Genomic DNA, 14,873 nt, shown 5'->3' with positions numbered 1-14,873 from the left:
TGGTTCAGCGCCGTTCGGAGAAGAGGAAGAATGTCTTTGCCCATCCCGATCCGGGGAATCCTCAATCTGCTCTTGGGCGTCACCTGCGCCCTCCCCGTCCTCACCGCGCCCGTCGCGGCGCAGGTCCGCTTCGGTCCCGGCGTGCGAATCGGCGGTCACGATTTCTCCCACCGGCGCTACGGCAGCGTCCATATCCAGCGGGTGAAGCGGCTCCCCGGTCCCCCCGGATGCCGCCATGTCCGCAACGGGACGTATCGGCGCGGCGACGGCTCGGTCGTGCGCGGGCCGATGGAGCGGTGCAACCTCATCGCCATCCCGCCGGGGCGGCGCTGAATCCGTCCTCGTCGCGCATATCGGGGGGGTGAGACCGCAAGAGGTCTGGCGTTCTCGTCTTCGTCGGTTACATGCAGAGGGGCGTCCGGTCCGCCGTGTCCGCCTGCCTCGCCCGGAGAACCATCTTGGCCATTACTCGCGACGACGTGCTCAAGGCGCTGTCCGCCGTCACCGTCGATGCCGGCGGGACCACGCTGCCCGCATCGGGCCGCCTCTCGCAGGTGGTGGTCGACCCCACCAACCGGGTCATGTTCTCGATCCTGATCGACCCGAGCGAGGCGGATCGGTTCGAACCGATCCGTCGCAAGGCCGAGGGCACCGTCCTGGCCATGGCGGGTGTCTCCGGCGTGTTCGCCAGCCTCACCTCGGAGCGCGGCCCGAACCAGCCCGCCCCACCGGCGCAGGCCGCCGCCCCGCAACCGCCCCAGCCGGGACGGCCCGCCCCTCCCCGCACCGGCCCTGCTTTGCCGGGCGTGCGCCACATCGTGGCCGTCGCCTCCGGCAAGGGCGGCGTCGGCAAGTCCACCACCGCCTGCAACCTCGCCCTCGCCCTCTCGGCACAGGGGCTCAAGGTCGGGCTGCTCGATGCCGATATCTACGGCCCCTCGGTGCCCAAGCTGTTCGGCCTCTCCGGCAAGCCGAAGGTGATCGAGGAGCGCCTGCTCGCGCCCATGGACGGCTACGGCATCAAGGTCATGTCCATCGGCTTCCTGATCGAGCCCGAGACGGCGATGATCTGGCGCGGCCCGATGGTGCAGTCCGCCATCACCCAGATGCTGCGCGAGGTCGCCTGGGGCGAGCTCGACATCCTCGTGGTCGACATGCCGCCCGGCACCGGCGACGCCCAGCTCACCATGGCCCAGGCGACGCCGCTTTCCGGGGCCGTCATCGTCTCGACGCCGCAGGACCTGGCGCTGATCGACGCGCGGCGCGGGGTGACGATGTTCCGCAAGGTCTCGGTGCCGATCCTCGGCGTCATCGAGAACATGGCGACCTTCATCTGCCCGAATTGCGGCCATGCCTCGCACATCTTCGGCCATGGCGGCGCGCGCGAGGAAGCGGCGCGGCTCGACGTGCCGTTCCTCGGCGAGATCCCCCTGAACATGACCATTCGCGAGACCTCCGATTCCGGTCGTCCCGTGGTGGCGGTGGACCCGGACGGGCCGCACGCGAAGGTCTATCGCGGCATCGCCGCCCAGCTCTGGGCCAACCTCACCGGCGGGCCGGCCCCCCGCGCCGCGCCGCGCATCGTCATCGAATAATCCCGATGGAGCCCGTGCTCGGCGTGATCCTGGCCGGCGGCCTGTCCCGCCGGATGGGCGGCGGCGAAAAGCCGCTGAGAATGCTGGCGGGCCGCACCCTCCTCGACCGGGTGGTGGAGCGGTTCGCGCCGCAATGCGGTCTCGGCATCGTCCTCAACGCCAATGGCGACCCGGCCCGGTTCGCAGAATTCCCCGGCCCGGTCGTGCCGGACGGGGTGCCCGACAATCCGGGGCCGCTCGCCGGAATCCTCGCCGCCCTCGATCACGCAGCCGCGCGCCACCCCTCGGCGACGCATGTCGCCAGCGTCACGGGCGACGCGCCGTTCCTGCCCCTCGACCTGGTGGAGCGTCTCCGGACCGGCCTGTCCGGCTCCCCCATCGCCATGGCCTCATCGGCGGGGCGTGAGCATTTCACCGTGGCGCTCTGGGCCGTGTCCCTGCGCGACGATCTCCGTGCCTCCCTCGTCGAGCGCGGCGAGCGCCGCGTCGGCGCATTCCTCCGCCGCTACGGTGCCGTGGCGGTGGACTGGCCGGCGGACCCGGTCGATCCGTTCCTCAACATCAACACGCCGGAGGATCTGGCGCTGGCGGAGGCGCTGCTTCCTCACGCCGATCGGTGACTGCTATGGAGACGATGCCGGAAACCCGACCTGCGTCGGCTCGTAGCCCAGCATTTCCCCATGCGCGCAGACGGCTTGCGTGATGGCGATGCGCCCGGTCTTGTCGAGGCGTGCGGCGCCTGTTTCCAGGTGACGGCGCCAGGAGGGACCTCGGCTCCACGCCTCGACCCAGGAGGCCGCCAGGGCAACGGGCTGGTTCCGGGCCAGGGCCGCGATCAGGAAGCTCGCCTGAGTCAGGTCCTTCGCCTGTTTCTCTCGCTCGGTCCGCTCGTTCGCCACAATGAGTTTGTGAACGGCGTAGCGCTCTGGAGCAGGCACCGTGACCGAGATTCCGCCGGCATGGAGCAGCGTCGAGCGGACCGGGTCCCTGATGAGGAAATCGAGATAGCGAAGCGGCTGGGCGCTGACACCGCCGAGGGCCGGCATCGGGATGAGCGCCCCGGTCAGATCGTCCGAGCCGCGGTTCGAGATGAGAAACTCGACCCGAAACCCGTTGGCGTTCGCGAAAGCGCTCGTGCGGTCCGGCCGCGACAGGTTCGGCACCGGACGGAAGCTCGCATCCACGGCCTGAAGTTCCTCGTGAACGGGAGGCATGCTCTCTCCGATCGCGACCGAGATGCCGTAATCTCGTGCGAGATCGATGTCGCCGGTCCTGAGCGCTCTCATAGGGCGCTCTCCGACGAGGCCCGGATAGGTCTGGAACGCCACCGTGCCGACCAGGACCCCACGCAGGCGAAAGAAGCCTGCCTGCGCCAGACGTTCGAGGACCCGGCCCGTCAGGGCGTCCGCTGTCGGAAACCCGGCGCTCCGCAACATCCGAACCGCGTCGATACGGGTGCGGTAATCGACCCGCTGGCGGTCATGGGCCTCGACCCGGCGCGTGGTCTCGGCATCCGCCACCGTGCCCACATAGCGGTTGGATTTCGTGCCGGTGGCGGCATCGTAGCCCTGATAGTACCAGTATTCGCGCGCCTTGATGGTGCGCTTGATGAACTTGCCGTTCTCCGGAAAGTCGCGGTCGAACTCCGCATCGGCGCAGCGCTGATTGAGATCGGCGAAGACCGTCTGCGCGGCGGCATCGATGGACGGCATGGCTCAGCCCCGTGCGTTACATGAAAATCGCCGTTTTCATGTAACGCACGGGGCTGAGCCCCAAAAACGAGAAAGGGCGTCCGCGCGGGTCACGCGCGGACGCCCTTTTCATGGACAGGCTGTCGGATCAGGCGGTGCCGACCGTGGCCTTGACGATCTTGTCCGGCGAGCGAGGCGGCTCGCCCTTGTTGAGGCTGTCCACCACGTCCATGCCTTCGGTCACCTTGCCCCAGACGGTGTATTGCTTGTCGAGGAAGCGGGCGTCGCCGAAGCAGAGGAAGAACTGCGAATTCGCCGAATGCGGGAAGTTGGTGCGGGCCATCGAGCAGGTGCCGCGCACATGCGGCTCGTCGTTGAACTCGGCCTTCAGGTCCGGCAGGTCGGAACCGCCCGAGCCGGTGCCCGTCGGGTCGCCGGTCTGGGCCATGAACCCGTCGATGACGCGGTGGAACGGCACGCCGTCGTAGAATCCCTGCCCCGCCAGCGTCTTGAGACGCTCGACATGGTTGGGGGCGAGATCCGGGCGCAGCCCGATGACGACGCGGCCCTTGGTGGTTTCGAGGATGAGGGTTTCGGTATCGGCCATGGGGTCAGACTCCTTGTCCCTGGGGACCTTGGTAGATGAACCGCAGGGCGATCGGGCGCCCCGCGATGGCGGCGCCGAGCGCCGGCGTGATCGCGACCGGCGTGCAGCGTCGGATCGCGTCGAGGGTTGAGCGGGTCAGGATGTCCCTGCCGCGCTGATCGGCATTCTGCATCGAGAAGGTGATGCGAGGCTCGCCGATGACGGACCCGTCGCGGCGGAGCGCGAAACGGGCGGTGATCTCGGTGCGCGGGAAGCCGGCGAGGCCTTGCGGCACCTCCCAGCAGGCGGCGAGTCGGGGGTAGAGCTCCTGGAGCGTGTCGGCCGGACTCGCGGCGATGCCGCCCTCCGGGGCCTGCACCGTGGAGCGCAGGGACGCGGGCGGCGTCAGCGGCAGTCCGGCTCCCGCCAGGGCAGCCGATGCAAAAGCCGCCGCGAGCGGGATGGCGACCGCCGACCCAGCGACCGCGAGGCGCGTCATACGCCTCACTGTCGCGCTTCTGCTCACTTGGCGCCTTGGGCCATCTGCATCTTCACGATCTTGTCGGGGTTCTGGACCGCGCCACCCGGAGCGCCCGCCGCCGCCTTCTTGATCTTGTCGACGACCTCCATCCCAGAGGAGACCAGTCCGATCACGGTATACTGGCCGTTCAGGAACGGCGCATCGCCGAGGCAGATGAAGAACTGCGAGTTCGCCGAGTTCGGATCCGACGAGCGGGCCATGCCGAGCGTGCCGCGCCGGAACGGCGATTGGGAGAATTCGGCCGGGATGTTCGGCAGGGAGGAACCGCCGGTGCCGTTGCCCTTCGGGTCGCCGGTCTGGGCCATGAACCCGTCCATGACGCGATGGAACTTCAGCCCGTCATAGAAGCCCTTCTTGATGAGGGTCTTCAGCTGGGCCACGTGCTGCGGCGCGAGATCGGGGCGCAGCTCGATGGTGACACGGCCGTCCTTGGTGTCGAGATAGACCGTGTTGTCGTCCGCCGCCCGTGCCACGGGCGCGAACCCGATCATGGCGGCAAGCGCCAGGGACAGGAAGGCGGTCCGCCGATGGAGGGTCCGATGAGTCATGAGGGGGCGGTCTCCGGTCCGTTGAAGGAGGTGGATGGAAGGGATCAGGCTTGCGCGAAGCGCGCGGCGAGCCGTTCCGCCACGAGGGGAGGAACGAAGGGCGAGACATCGCCGCCCATGGCCGCGATCTGGCGCACCAGGGTGGCGGTGATCGGCCGGACGCCGGTGGAGGCGGGCAGGAACACGGTCTGCACCTCCGGCGCCATGGCGCCGTTCATGCCGGCGAGCTGCATCTCGTAGTCGAGATCCGTGCCGTCGCGCAGGCCGCGGATGAAGATGCTGGCGCCCGAGCGCCGCGCGGCCGACACCGCCAGATCGTCGAAGGTGACGATGTCGAGGCTGGCGCCTTCGGCCTCCGCCAGGGGCGCGCAGGTCACTTGCAGCAGATCCGCCCGTTCCTCGGGCGAGAACATGGGGGCCTTGCCCGGATGCACGCCGATGGCGATCACCAGGTGCTGCACGAGCCGGCATGCCTGACGGATGACGTCGAGGTGTCCGTTCGTGACCGGATCGAAAGAGCCAGCGTAGAGCGCGGTGCGGATCATCACCGGTGGGCGTAGAGCATTTCGCCCCGAAACGGAACCGCCCGCGACCATCCCGGCCCGATGGCGAATCCTCCCGGCAATGGACCGGCGCACGAAAAAGGGCGGATGCCCCGATGGAGCGCCCGCCCGAAGTTTCGGTCTTCGAAGTCTGGTCGACGACGTCCGGCTTATGGATTCGCCAAGCGAGTTGCCGGAACGGCAGAGCCTTTTCGCAACTCCACGCTGCGCCGAACGTCTCGTTCGGTCCGGCGCGGACGATGGAGCGATATCTCTCTGGGGCCGAACTTATCCGTGCACCGCGGCGCCGGATATGACTTGGCTGCAACACCGAAGATCAGTGACCGAAACGAGAATGCCGGCCAAGTCTTGCGACATGACCGGCATTCGGGTCGAAAGTTTTCAGGCTGATTCCGAATGATTCCAGATCAGTTGGAATAAGGCCTCTTTCAGGGGGCGTCTCCCGTGGGATCGATTGCCGTCACCTCTCCGGCATCGTCCTCACCTTCGCCTTCACCCTCGATATGCTCGACCGAGACCACGCGCTCGGTTTTCTCGGTGTTGAACACCGTGACACCCTGCGAGGCGCGGCCGACGATGCGGATATCGTCCACCGGCACACGGATGAGTTGTCCGGCATTGGTCACCAGCATGATCTGGTCGGAGGGCTGGACCGGGAAAGACGCGACGAGGTTGCCGTTGCGCGGGTTGACCCGCATGGCGGTGATGCCTTTGCCGCCGCGACCCGAGATCCGATACTCGAAGGACGAGCTGCGCTTACCGAAGCCGCGCTCGGAGAGGGTGAGCACGAATTGCTGGGCCGCGCCCATTTCGGCGTAGCGCTCCTGGGAGAGAAGCGGCGCATCGGTGGCGATGTCCTCGGAATCGGCATCGCCGCCCTCGGTGTCGCCGATCACGGCCCGCTGCATCTTCAGGAAGGCGCCCCGCTCCTCGGGCGTCGCATCGAAGCTGTTGAGGATCGTCATCGAGATGACGCGGTCGTCCTGCGCCAGGCTGATGCCGCGCACGCCGGTGGAATCGCGGCCCTTGAAGACGCGGACATCTTCCACCGGGAAGCGGATGCACTGGCCGGCCTGTGTGGTGAGCAGGACGTTCTGATCCGCGCGGCAGATCTCCACGTGGACGATGTGGTCGCCTTCATCGAGCTTCATGGCGATCTTGCCGGCGCGGTTCACCTGCACGAAGTCCGAGAGCTTGTTGCGCCTCACGCCGCCGCTGGCGGTGGCGAACATGACGTCGAGCGTCTCCCAGGACGCTTCGTCCTCGGGCAGCGGCATGATCGTGGTGATGCGCTCCGTGCCCGCATCCATGGCGAGGATGTTGACGAGCGCCTTGCCGCGCGCGTTGGGCGCGGCCATCGGCAGGCGCCAGACCTTCTCCTTGTAGACCTGCCCTTGGTTCGAGAAGAACAGGACCGGCGTGTGGGTGCTGGCCACGAACAGGCGGGTGACGAAATCCTCGTCGCGGGTGGACATGCCGGAGCGGCCCTTGCCGCCCCTGCGCTGGGCCCGATAGGTCGAGAGCGGCACGCGCTTGACGTAGCCGGCATGGGACACGGTGACGACCATGTCCTCGCGCTGGATCAGGTCCTCGTCCTCGACGTTGGAATCCCAGTCGAGGATCATGGTCTTGCGCGGCGTCGCGTAGGCCTCGCGGACTTCGCGCAGCTCGTCCTTGACGATGGTCATGATGCGCAGGCGCGAGCGCAGGATGTCGAGGTAGTCGGCGATCTCGTCGGCGAGCTTCTGGAGCTCGTCGCCGATCTCGTCTCGTCCCAGAGCCGTGAGTCGCTGCAGGCGCAGGTCGAGGATGGCGCGGGCCTGGATTTCCGAGAGACGGTAATTGCCGTTCTCGTCCACGCGGTGGCGCGGATCGTCCACCAGGGCGATGAGCGGCGCGATGTCGAGGGCCGGCCAGAGGCGGCCCATCAGCGCCTCGCGGGCGGTGTTCGGATCGGGCGAGGTGCGGATGAGGCGGATGACCTCGTCGATATTGGCCACCGCGATGGCGAGACCGCACAACACGTGGGCGCGCTCGCGGGCCTTGCCGAGGAGGAACTTGGTCCGCCGCGAGACGACTTCCTCGCGAAAATCCACGAAGGCCGTGAGCAGGTCCTTCAGGTTCATCAATTCGGGGCGGCCGCCGTTCAGCGCCACCATGTTGCAGCCGAACGAGGATTGCAGCGGCGTGAAGCGGTAGAGCTGGTTCAGCACCACGTCGGCCATCGAATCGCGCTTGATCTCGATGACGATGCGCATGCCGTCGCGGTCGGATTCGTCGCGCAGGTCGGAGATGCCCTCGACGCGCTTCTCCTTCACCAGCTCGGCGATCTTCTCCATGAGCGTCGCCTTGTTCACCTGATACGGGATCTCGGTGAAGATCAGCGCCTCGCGCTCCTTGCGCAGCTCCTCCACATGGGACTTCGCCCGCATGATGACCGAGCCGCGGCCCGTGGCGTAGGCCTGCCGCACGCCGGCGCGGCCGAGGATCGAGCCGCCGGTGGGGAAGTCGGGGCCGGGGACGTATTCGGTCAGCTGCTCGATGGTAAGGCCCGGATCGTCGATGAGGGCGATGCAGGCGTCGATGAGTTCGCCGAGATTGTGCGGCGGGATGTTGGTGGCCATGCCCACCGCGATGCCGCCCGCTCCGTTGACGAGGAGGTTCGGGAAGCGCGCCGGCAGAACCTTCGGCTCCTCGCGCGACTCGTCGTAGTTCGGCTGGAAGTCGACGGTGTTCTTGTCGATGTCGGCGAGCAGCGCGTTGGCGGGCTTGGCCAGACGCGACTCGGTGTAGCGCATGGCCGCCGGCGGATCGCCGTCCACGGAGCCGAAATTGCCCTGCCCGTCGATGAGCATGAGCCGCATCGAGAAGTCCTGGGCCATGCGGACCAAGGCGTCGTAGATCGATTGGTCGCCATGCGGATGGTAGAGACCGATCACGTCACCGACGATGCGGGCCGACTTGACGTATTTCCGCTCGGGCAGGTGCCCGCTCTCATAGGCCGAGTAGAGGATGCGCCGGTGCACCGGCTTCAGGCCGTCCCGCGCGTCGGGCAAAGCCCGGCTCACGATCACGCTCATGGCGTAATCGAGATAGGAGCGGCGCATCTCGTCGGTGATGGAAACGGGCTTGATGTCCGAGGCGGGCGGCGTCGCGCCGGCGCCGGTATCGTCTTTCTCTGCCAAGGTCTTCGATCTCTGCCTGTGACGGTCCCGGCGGGCCGGGTCCGCGTGGAGCGACGGGCGCTACGGAAAGTGGGGGGCGGGACGTTCCGCGTGACCTCGAAAAGGCCGGCCGCGTCACGTCCTGGCTCGGACGTCCGTCATACGCCATCCGGTGTCGCTACGCCACCGCCGGACATGTCGCGACCACATCGACAAAGCCCATGCGTCGCAAGCGCTTGCGATGCCGATTTCAGCGGATGAGCGCTCGTCGTTTCCAGGCCTCTTCCCCGGATGGGTGGAGGCTCGGCGGAACCCGATCCGGGGGGCTGTCGGCGTGTCGCGAGGTGGCCCAGAATGGTGGGGTCGGAGCCTCGTGCCCCTCACCCCGCCGCGGCGCCCGCAAAATCGGACATCTCGTAGAGCGGCCGGATCTCGATCTCGCTCGGGCCGGGCATCGGGTTGGGACAGCGCTTCACCCAGTCCAGCGCTTCCGCCATGTCCTTCACCTGCCAGAGCCAGAAGCCGGCGACGAGTTCCCCGGTCTCGGCGAAGGGGCCGTCGCTGACGGTGCGGGAGGCGCCGTCTAAGGCAACCTGCTTGCCCTTGGCGGAGGGGTGCAGGCCCTCGCCGGCGAGGAGGATGCCCGCCTTGGCGAGTTCCATGTTGAACTCGCCCATGGCGGTGAGCAGGTCGAGGGAGGGCATGATCCCCGCCTCGCTGTCCGCGGTCGCCTTGACCAGAACCATGACGCGCATCGATTCGCCTCCCCTGCTCGATCGCGCCCAGGGAAGCACGAAGACGTGGTTCGTGTGAACTCACCGACCGCTGGGCCGGTTACCCGAGATCATCGATCCCGCCGCATCGATCCACAGGGGCACCGTCATGCTCAATCGCCCGAAAGCCGTCGCTTTCGACATCATCGGTACGGTGTTCAGCATGGAGCCGATGCGGCCCGCCCTGGTGGCGATGGGCCTGCCGCCCCTCGCCCTGGACTTCCTCTACACCGCCGGCCTGCGGGACATGTTCGCCCTGGCGGCCACCGGCACCTTCGCGCCGTTCCAGTCCGTCCTGTCGGGGTGCCTGGACGAGGTGCTCGCCATGCACGGCCTCTCCGCCTCGCCGGAGGACAGGAATGCGGTACTCGGCATGATGAAGGCTCTTCCGCCGCACGAGGACGCCAAGGCGGCATTCGAGGTTCTGGCCGATTCCGGCATCCGGGTCTTCGCCCTGAGCAACGGCGCGGCCGCCACCACGACGGGACTGCTCCGCGCGGCAGGCATGGAAGGTCTCGTGGAGCGGGTTCTGTCCGTGGAGGAGGTGAAGCTGTCGAAGCCGCGCGCCGAGGTCTATTGCCACGCCACGCGGGCCGCCGCCCTCTCTCCGGGTGACATGGCGATGATCGCAACCCACCCCTGGGACCTCCACGGCGCCAGGATCGCCGGCCTCAAGACAGGCTACGTCGCTCGGGGTGTGCCGTATTCCCCTGCACTTGAGCCGCCGGACCTGACCGGGGAGACCCTGCTGGAGGTCGCATCGGCGATGGCGCGGCTCGCGCCGTCGCAACCCGACGCCTGATGCCTGTTCTCTATTAGGGAGCCCGTCCGTCCTCTCCATGAGCGGCTGCTGGAGTCACCCATCTGCTCGACGTCTGTTCCTCGGTTCACGAGGGGGCGATATGAGGCGCAACGGCACGCCCTCTCCTTCCAGGAGAGGGGACCCGCGCTGTCCGCGAGATATGTGACTATCGTAGCCGTGAGCGGACTTGGTGGAGGCCGATACACAATGCTTCCCGTCTGTCGGATGCCGATGACGGGAGCGGCAGATCCCTAGAACGGGATATCGTCGTCGAGGTCGTAATTGGGCTTCGACGAAGCCGCCGCCGGCCGACGCTCGCCGCCCGAGGAACGGCCGCCGCCGTATTCCCCGCCGCGATCGCCACCCCGGTCCCCGCCACGGCCGCCGCCGTAATCGCCGCCGCGGCTGATCTGGCCGCCGCCCTCGTCGTCGGCGCCCATCTCTCCGCCGCCGCCGCTGCGACCGTCGAGGAGCGTGAGTTCACCGCGGAAACGCTGGAGCACCACCTCGGTGGTGTATTTCTCGACGCCGGACTGGTCCGCCCATTTCCGGGTCTGGAGCTGGCCCTCGATATAGACCTTCGAGCCCTTGCGCAGATACTGCTCGGCCACGCGGGCGAGGTTCTCGTTATAGATCACCACCGAGTGCCACTCGGTCTTCTCCTTGCGCTCGCCCGAGGCCTTGTCCTTCCAGGATTCGGACGTGGCGATGCGCAGGTTGACCACGGGATCGCCGGAGGCGAGGCGCCGGGTCTCGGGATCGCGCCCGAGATTGCCCACCAAAATCACCTTGTTGACGCTGCCGGCCATGCCGCTCTCCTCTCGATCGATCTCACTGACGGAAAGGGCCTCACACGCCCTCCGTCCCGCTCGCCCTTCATGAACTTCGGACAGGCGGCCCGCAATCGGGAGGGCGAATTTGTCCCCACCGATCACAGGCCCATGTTCTATCTTTGTTCGTTTTGACGCGCAAGGATCCCGCGCCTGGCCGTCACGCGATCCGCACAAGCATCTTGCCGAAATTCCGGCCCTTCAGCAGCCCGATGAAGGCCTCCGGCGCCGCCTCCAGTCCGTCGACGATGTCTTCCCGGTGCTGGATGCGTCCATCCCGCAGCCAGGTTCCGACCTCGCTCAGGAACTCCTCCTCCTGGTCCGCGAAATCCCACACGATGAAACCGCGCAGGGTCAGGCGCTTGGTCAGGATGGCGCGCATGACGACGGGGCTGCGGTCCGGTCCCGGCGGCAATTCGGTGAGATTGTAGCCCGAGACGAGGCCGCAGACGGGGATGCGGGCGAAGTCGTTGAGGAGGGGCAGCACGGCGTCGAAGACAGGGCCGCCGACATTCTCGAAATACACGTCGATCCCGCCGGGACAGGCGGCGGCGAGCGCGCCGGGCAGGTCGTCGGTGCGATGGTCGACGGCCGCGTCGAAACCGAGCACGTCGGTGAGGTAGGCGCATTTCTCCGGGCCGCCCGCGATGCCGACGGCGCGCGCGCCCTTCAGCTTCGCGATCTGGCCGACGAGGGAGCCCACCGGCCCGGCGGCGGCGGCGACCACCACGGTCTCCCCCGCCTTCGGCTGGCCGATGGTGAGGAGGCCGGTATAGGCGGTCATGCCCGGCATTCCGAGGACGCCGAGCGCCGTGCTGACCGGCGCCGCCTCGGGATCGAGCTTGCGCAGGCCACGGCCATCGGAGACGGCAAAGTCCTGCCAGCCCCCGAAGCCGGTGACCACGTCGCCCTCATGGAAATCCGGATGCCGCGAGGCTGCGACCTCCGACACGGTGGCCCCGACCATGGGCGCGCCGATGGCGACGGGTTCGGCATAGGATTTCGCCGCGCTCATCCGTCCGCGCATGTAGGGATCGAGGGAGAGGAGACGGTTGCGGAGCAGCACTTCGCCCTCCCCCGGCGTCGGGGTGCGGTTCTCCTCGAGCCGGAAATGCGCGGCCGTCGGCTCTCCGTGCGGGCGGGAGGCGAGGACGATGCTGCGGTTCATAGCGACCATGATCTGACGCTCCGGTTGGGTTGAAGGATCTTCTGGACGGGCGTTCCAGTCTCAGGGGACATCTCGACAAGGCCGATCGGGCGCCGGTGTTCCAGCAACGAGGCCGAGGCACCGCCTGCGCCGAGCGGCGTTGACGCGCAAGGATTTCTCCCCCGCTCCGTCCCGATAGGACCGTCTCGATGACCCGCATGCTCCCCCTCGCCGCCATCGCCGCGATGTCCGGCTTCGCAGCGCCGGCTTCGGCCGACGACCCCCTCGCCGCCCATCGCTGGAAGTCGCGGGTGCTCGTCATCGTGGCCCCGGAAGGCGGAGATCCGCGCGTCGAGGCGCAGAGGCGCGAGGCGCGGGTGAGACGCGCGGATTACGCCGAGCGCGACCTCGTTCTGGTGGAAGCGATCGGGACCGGTGCCGAGGCGGACCGCATCCGTCATCGGTTCGGAATCGGCGCGGGGGATTTCCGCGTCGTTCTGGTGGGCAAGGACGGCGAGGCGAAGCTCACCGAGGCCGCACCGATCCCTTCGACCCGCCTGTTCTCGATGATCGATGCCATGCCAATGCGGAGGGATGAGAAGGGCCGGCGGTGAGGGCCGATCAATGAAACGCTCAGGACAGGACGGGCGACGTGGTTGCTTCACTCGCGCGAAGACGTCTGTTCGTCGATGCATCGACACGGCGAAAGCGGATCGGGACGGCATGGTGTCCCGATCCGGTCTGCGGATGATTGCAGCCCCCGGCCGTCGTTCAACTCAGGTCAGATGACGAAGACATCGTCCGTCAGGAGGGGGCTGGCCCCGCTGAAGCTTGAGATCACAACTGCCGACTCGGCGCCGCTCCCATCCTTGTCGTAGTACAAGGTTCGCGTGCTGGTGGAGTAGATCAGCCGTATGTCAGCGGTGGCGGCTGTCGTGCTCGACCCGATCTGAAACGTACTGGCGGAAACTTGCCCCTTTGGAAGGGTATTGAACACGTCGCCGTCCAAGTGAATGACGTCACCCGCTGCTCCTGCAAGACTTTGAAAGCCTAGGATTGAGTCGATGTTGGTTGCCGTCGGCAGGGTGCTGAACACGATCGTATCGGAATCCGTCACCGATCCTGAAAGAATGATCGTATCGGAGCCCGCCCCCCCATTGATGATGTTGTTGCCGGCGTTCCCCACGATGTAGTTGTCCAACGAGTTTCCGGTCGCGTTGATGTTGTCGATGCCGGCCAATGTCAGTTTCTCGATCTGCAGACCGGCGAGGGAGAAGGTTACCGCCGACGTCACCAAATCTGTCCCGCCGTTGGTCGCCTCCACGACTTTGTCGCCGGTCGAATCGACCGTGTAGGAATCGTTGCCCCCGAGGCCGATCATCACGTCGGCGCCCGCGCGGCCATCGATTACATTGGCATCGTCGTTGCCGGTCAGGCTGTTCGCCAGTGCATTGCCGGCGATACTCGAGCTCACGCCTCTTGCGATCACCGTAAGGACGAAGTTCTCGATGTTGTCGAACGTGCCCAGATCGCCATTCATGTTCGACCGGATCGTATCAATGCCGCCGTTCCTGCCCTCGACGAGGGTATCGCCGTAAAATGCAAGGATGACCTCCCCGGTAACGGGATCGGTTCTATTTTCGTAGACGGGTATGCTGATCACGTAGGTGTCGTCGCCCGTGCCGCCGACGAGGAGGTCCGAGCCCGCACCGCCATCGAGGTAGTCGTTTCCGTCTCCACCGTGGAACGTGTCCTCATCCCGGCTCCCGTAGAGACGATCGTCTCCAATGCCGCCGTAGACGATGCTCTCGACCGTCTTGCCATCGCGTCCTTCGTAGACGTCATTGCCGCCGCCCAGGGCGATGTCACCAATCATCGTCCCCTTGTTCACGATCCGGTCTGCGGCAACGTTGTTGTCGCCGCCATAGAAGCTGAACTGCTTGCCCTCAATGGAGCCCGTGTTCTTTACGACTAGGCCTTCGGTATCGCCCCCCGCAAGGGAATGAGCTATCCCGTAATCCGTGGCGAGGATGTCGCCCTTGTTCTCGATGGTAGATTTGGTCGCCTTCGAAACGCCCGACATGAGGATGCCGTACCGGTGGCCTTCGATGTCGCCGTCGTTGTAGACGAGGCTGGAATAGGCCGTGACCGAAACGCCGGCTCCGTTCACGGCGTCGATCTCGGCGCCGGAATAGATCCAGACGCGCTGATCGTGATCGACGGCCCTGTTGTCGCCGAGGCGAACCCCGTCGGTGTCGGCAATGATCCACCCTCTGTGCATGACGTCGTGGTCGCTGCCGAGGCCGCGTATGCCTTCGGCGTAGCTCGACGTGATCATGCCGTCGAGGACGACGACATCGGTCAGTTCGGTCGCAACCGGCGACAGTTCGATACCGGCCGCACCGACAGCCTCCGCGGCAATGTTGTCGCTGACGTATCGTGTGCCCATCGCCCCGCCCCTTTTCCCAAAGCCAACCTCTGATCGCCGCTGTTGCCGACTGCCGAAGGATCCCCCGGACATGTCGCGACGGTGAACTGCATCGGTCGGCAGCGTGAGCGTTACCAGGGTAAACGGACGGTCACATCACTCATCTGGGGGATAGGCTCGCAGGGCGGCCTGCGATGTTCCGCGA

Annotated in this window: 15 protein-coding genes; 5 read left to right on the top strand and 10 right to left on the bottom strand. The window is 66.8% G+C overall.

What is annotated here, in order from left to right; genetic code table 11:
* Window positions 1–30 precede the first annotated feature (30 nt).
* The 3 genes from A3OM_RS0106970 to mobA all read left to right on the top strand — a co-directional run bounded on the left by A3OM_RS0106970 (window position 31) and on the right by mobA (window position 2,215).
* On the top strand, window positions 31–333 hold the full coding sequence (locus A3OM_RS0106970; RefSeq protein WP_018043017.1) for a hypothetical protein: 303 nt from the start codon (window positions 31–33) through the stop codon (window positions 331–333).
* 125 nt (window positions 334–458) lie between these two features.
* Window positions 459–1,595, top strand: a complete 1,137-nt coding sequence (locus tag A3OM_RS0106965; protein WP_018043016.1) for an Mrp/NBP35 family ATP-binding protein — start codon at window positions 459–461, stop codon at window positions 1,593–1,595.
* A gap of 5 nt (window positions 1,596–1,600) precedes the next feature.
* Window positions 1,601–2,215 (top strand): molybdenum cofactor guanylyltransferase MobA, encoded by a 615-nt coding sequence (gene mobA / locus A3OM_RS0106960; protein WP_018043015.1) that lies wholly within the window; start codon window positions 1,601–1,603, stop codon window positions 2,213–2,215.
* Between the two features lie 3 nt (window positions 2,216–2,218).
* On the opposite strand, the gene A3OM_RS23610 is transcribed toward mobA, so the two are convergent.
* The 7 genes from A3OM_RS23610 to A3OM_RS0106925 all read right to left on the bottom strand — a co-directional run bounded on the left by A3OM_RS23610 (window position 2,219) and on the right by A3OM_RS0106925 (window position 9,443).
* Window positions 2,219–3,307 (bottom strand): GSU2403 family nucleotidyltransferase fold protein, encoded by a 1,089-nt coding sequence (locus A3OM_RS23610; RefSeq protein ID WP_018043014.1) that lies wholly within the window; start codon window positions 3,305–3,307, stop codon window positions 2,219–2,221.
* A gap of 127 nt (window positions 3,308–3,434) precedes the next feature.
* Entirely contained in the window at window positions 3,435–3,893 is a 459-nt protein-coding gene (locus A3OM_RS0106950) for a peptidylprolyl isomerase (RefSeq protein WP_018043013.1), read from the bottom strand.
* A gap of 4 nt (window positions 3,894–3,897) precedes the next feature.
* The gene (locus A3OM_RS0106945) at window positions 3,898–4,371 is read right to left on the bottom strand and encodes a hypothetical protein (protein ID WP_018043012.1); all 474 of its coding nucleotides are present in this window, start codon (window positions 4,369–4,371) and stop codon (window positions 3,898–3,900) included.
* 23 nt (window positions 4,372–4,394) lie between these two features.
* On the bottom strand, window positions 4,395–4,961 hold the full coding sequence (locus A3OM_RS0106940) for a peptidylprolyl isomerase (RefSeq protein ID WP_018043011.1): 567 nt from the start codon (window positions 4,959–4,961) through the stop codon (window positions 4,395–4,397).
* 44 nt (window positions 4,962–5,005) lie between these two features.
* Window positions 5,006–5,506 carry a pantetheine-phosphate adenylyltransferase gene (gene coaD / locus A3OM_RS0106935; RefSeq protein ID WP_018043010.1) on the bottom strand — a complete coding sequence of 167 codons (501 nt, stop codon included), beginning with the start codon at window positions 5,504–5,506 and terminating at the stop codon, window positions 5,006–5,008.
* Between the two features lie 446 nt (window positions 5,507–5,952).
* Window positions 5,953–8,709, bottom strand: a complete 2,757-nt coding sequence (gyrA, locus tag A3OM_RS23605; RefSeq protein WP_018043009.1) for a DNA gyrase subunit A — start codon at window positions 8,707–8,709, stop codon at window positions 5,953–5,955.
* Between the two features lie 359 nt (window positions 8,710–9,068).
* The gene (locus tag A3OM_RS0106925) at window positions 9,069–9,443 is read right to left on the bottom strand and encodes a YciI family protein (RefSeq protein WP_026175794.1); all 375 of its coding nucleotides are present in this window, start codon (window positions 9,441–9,443) and stop codon (window positions 9,069–9,071) included.
* A 127-nt stretch (window positions 9,444–9,570) separates the two neighbouring features.
* Between A3OM_RS0106925 and A3OM_RS0106920 the strand changes: the two genes are divergently transcribed.
* Window positions 9,571–10,263 carry an HAD-IA family hydrolase gene (locus A3OM_RS0106920; protein ID WP_018043007.1) on the top strand — a complete coding sequence of 231 codons (693 nt, stop codon included), beginning with the start codon at window positions 9,571–9,573 and terminating at the stop codon, window positions 10,261–10,263.
* Window positions 10,264–10,514: 251 nt separating this feature from the next.
* On the opposite strand, the gene ssb is transcribed toward A3OM_RS0106920, so the two are convergent.
* Window positions 10,515–11,072, bottom strand: a complete 558-nt coding sequence (ssb, locus tag A3OM_RS0106915) for a single-stranded DNA-binding protein (protein ID WP_026175793.1) — start codon at window positions 11,070–11,072, stop codon at window positions 10,515–10,517.
* Window positions 11,073–11,253: 181 nt separating this feature from the next.
* A complete protein-coding gene (locus tag A3OM_RS0106910; RefSeq protein WP_026175792.1) occupies window positions 11,254–12,270 on the bottom strand; it encodes an NADP-dependent oxidoreductase in 1,017 nt (338 codons plus the stop codon).
* Window positions 12,271–12,449: 179 nt separating this feature from the next.
* Here A3OM_RS0106910 and A3OM_RS0106905 point away from each other — a divergent pair, with 179 nt between their 5' ends.
* Window positions 12,450–12,854: a DUF4174 domain-containing protein gene (locus A3OM_RS0106905; RefSeq protein ID WP_018043005.1), complete on the top strand. Its 405-nt coding sequence runs from the start codon at window positions 12,450–12,452 to the stop codon at window positions 12,852–12,854.
* A gap of 167 nt (window positions 12,855–13,021) precedes the next feature.
* Here the strand turns inward: A3OM_RS0106905 and A3OM_RS0106900 are convergent, their stop codons facing one another.
* Window positions 13,022–14,689 carry a calcium-binding protein gene (locus tag A3OM_RS0106900; protein WP_018043004.1) on the bottom strand — a complete coding sequence of 556 codons (1,668 nt, stop codon included), beginning with the start codon at window positions 14,687–14,689 and terminating at the stop codon, window positions 13,022–13,024.
* Between the last annotated feature and the right edge of the window lie 184 nt (window positions 14,690–14,873).

The organism is Methylobacterium sp. 88A (assembly GCF_000376345.1).
Classification (GTDB): Bacteria; Pseudomonadota; Alphaproteobacteria; order Rhizobiales; family Beijerinckiaceae; genus Methylobacterium; species Methylobacterium bullatum.
The sequence above is the reverse complement of the archived record's forward strand: the minus strand, read 5'-3'. Positions and strand labels throughout refer to the sequence as shown.

Excerpts from the sequence above, each read along its gene's own strand:
- A3OM_RS0106970 (WP_018043017.1), top strand. The coding sequence starts at position 31 with ATGTCTTTGCCCATCCCGATCCGGGGAATCCTCAATCTGCTCTTGGGC.
- mobA (WP_018043015.1), top strand. The coding sequence starts at position 1,601 with ATGGAGCCCGTGCTCGGCGTGATCCTGGCCGGCGGCCTGTCCCGCCGG.
- A3OM_RS23610 (WP_018043014.1), bottom strand. The coding sequence starts at position 3,307 with ATGCCGTCCATCGATGCCGCCGCGCAGACGGTCTTCGCCGATCTCAAT.
- A3OM_RS0106950 (WP_018043013.1), bottom strand. The coding sequence starts at position 3,893 with ATGGCCGATACCGAAACCCTCATCCTCGAAACCACCAAGGGCCGCGTC.
- A3OM_RS0106945 (WP_018043012.1), bottom strand. The coding sequence starts at position 4,371 with ATGACGCGCCTCGCGGTCGCTGGGTCGGCGGTCGCCATCCCGCTCGCG.
- A3OM_RS0106940 (WP_018043011.1), bottom strand. The coding sequence starts at position 4,961 with ATGACTCATCGGACCCTCCATCGGCGGACCGCCTTCCTGTCCCTGGCG.
- coaD (WP_018043010.1), bottom strand. The coding sequence starts at position 5,506 with ATGATCCGCACCGCGCTCTACGCTGGCTCTTTCGATCCGGTCACGAAC.
- A3OM_RS0106925 (WP_026175794.1), bottom strand. The coding sequence starts at position 9,443 with ATGCGCGTCATGGTTCTGGTCAAGGCGACCGCGGACAGCGAGGCGGGG.
- A3OM_RS0106920 (WP_018043007.1), top strand. The coding sequence starts at position 9,571 with ATGCTCAATCGCCCGAAAGCCGTCGCTTTCGACATCATCGGTACGGTG.
- ssb (WP_026175793.1), bottom strand. The coding sequence starts at position 11,072 with ATGGCCGGCAGCGTCAACAAGGTGATTTTGGTGGGCAATCTCGGGCGC.
- A3OM_RS0106910 (WP_026175792.1), bottom strand. The coding sequence starts at position 12,270 with ATGGTCGCTATGAACCGCAGCATCGTCCTCGCCTCCCGCCCGCACGGA.
- A3OM_RS0106905 (WP_018043005.1), top strand. The coding sequence starts at position 12,450 with ATGACCCGCATGCTCCCCCTCGCCGCCATCGCCGCGATGTCCGGCTTC.
- A3OM_RS0106900 (WP_018043004.1), bottom strand. The coding sequence starts at position 14,689 with ATGGGCACACGATACGTCAGCGACAACATTGCCGCGGAGGCTGTCGGT.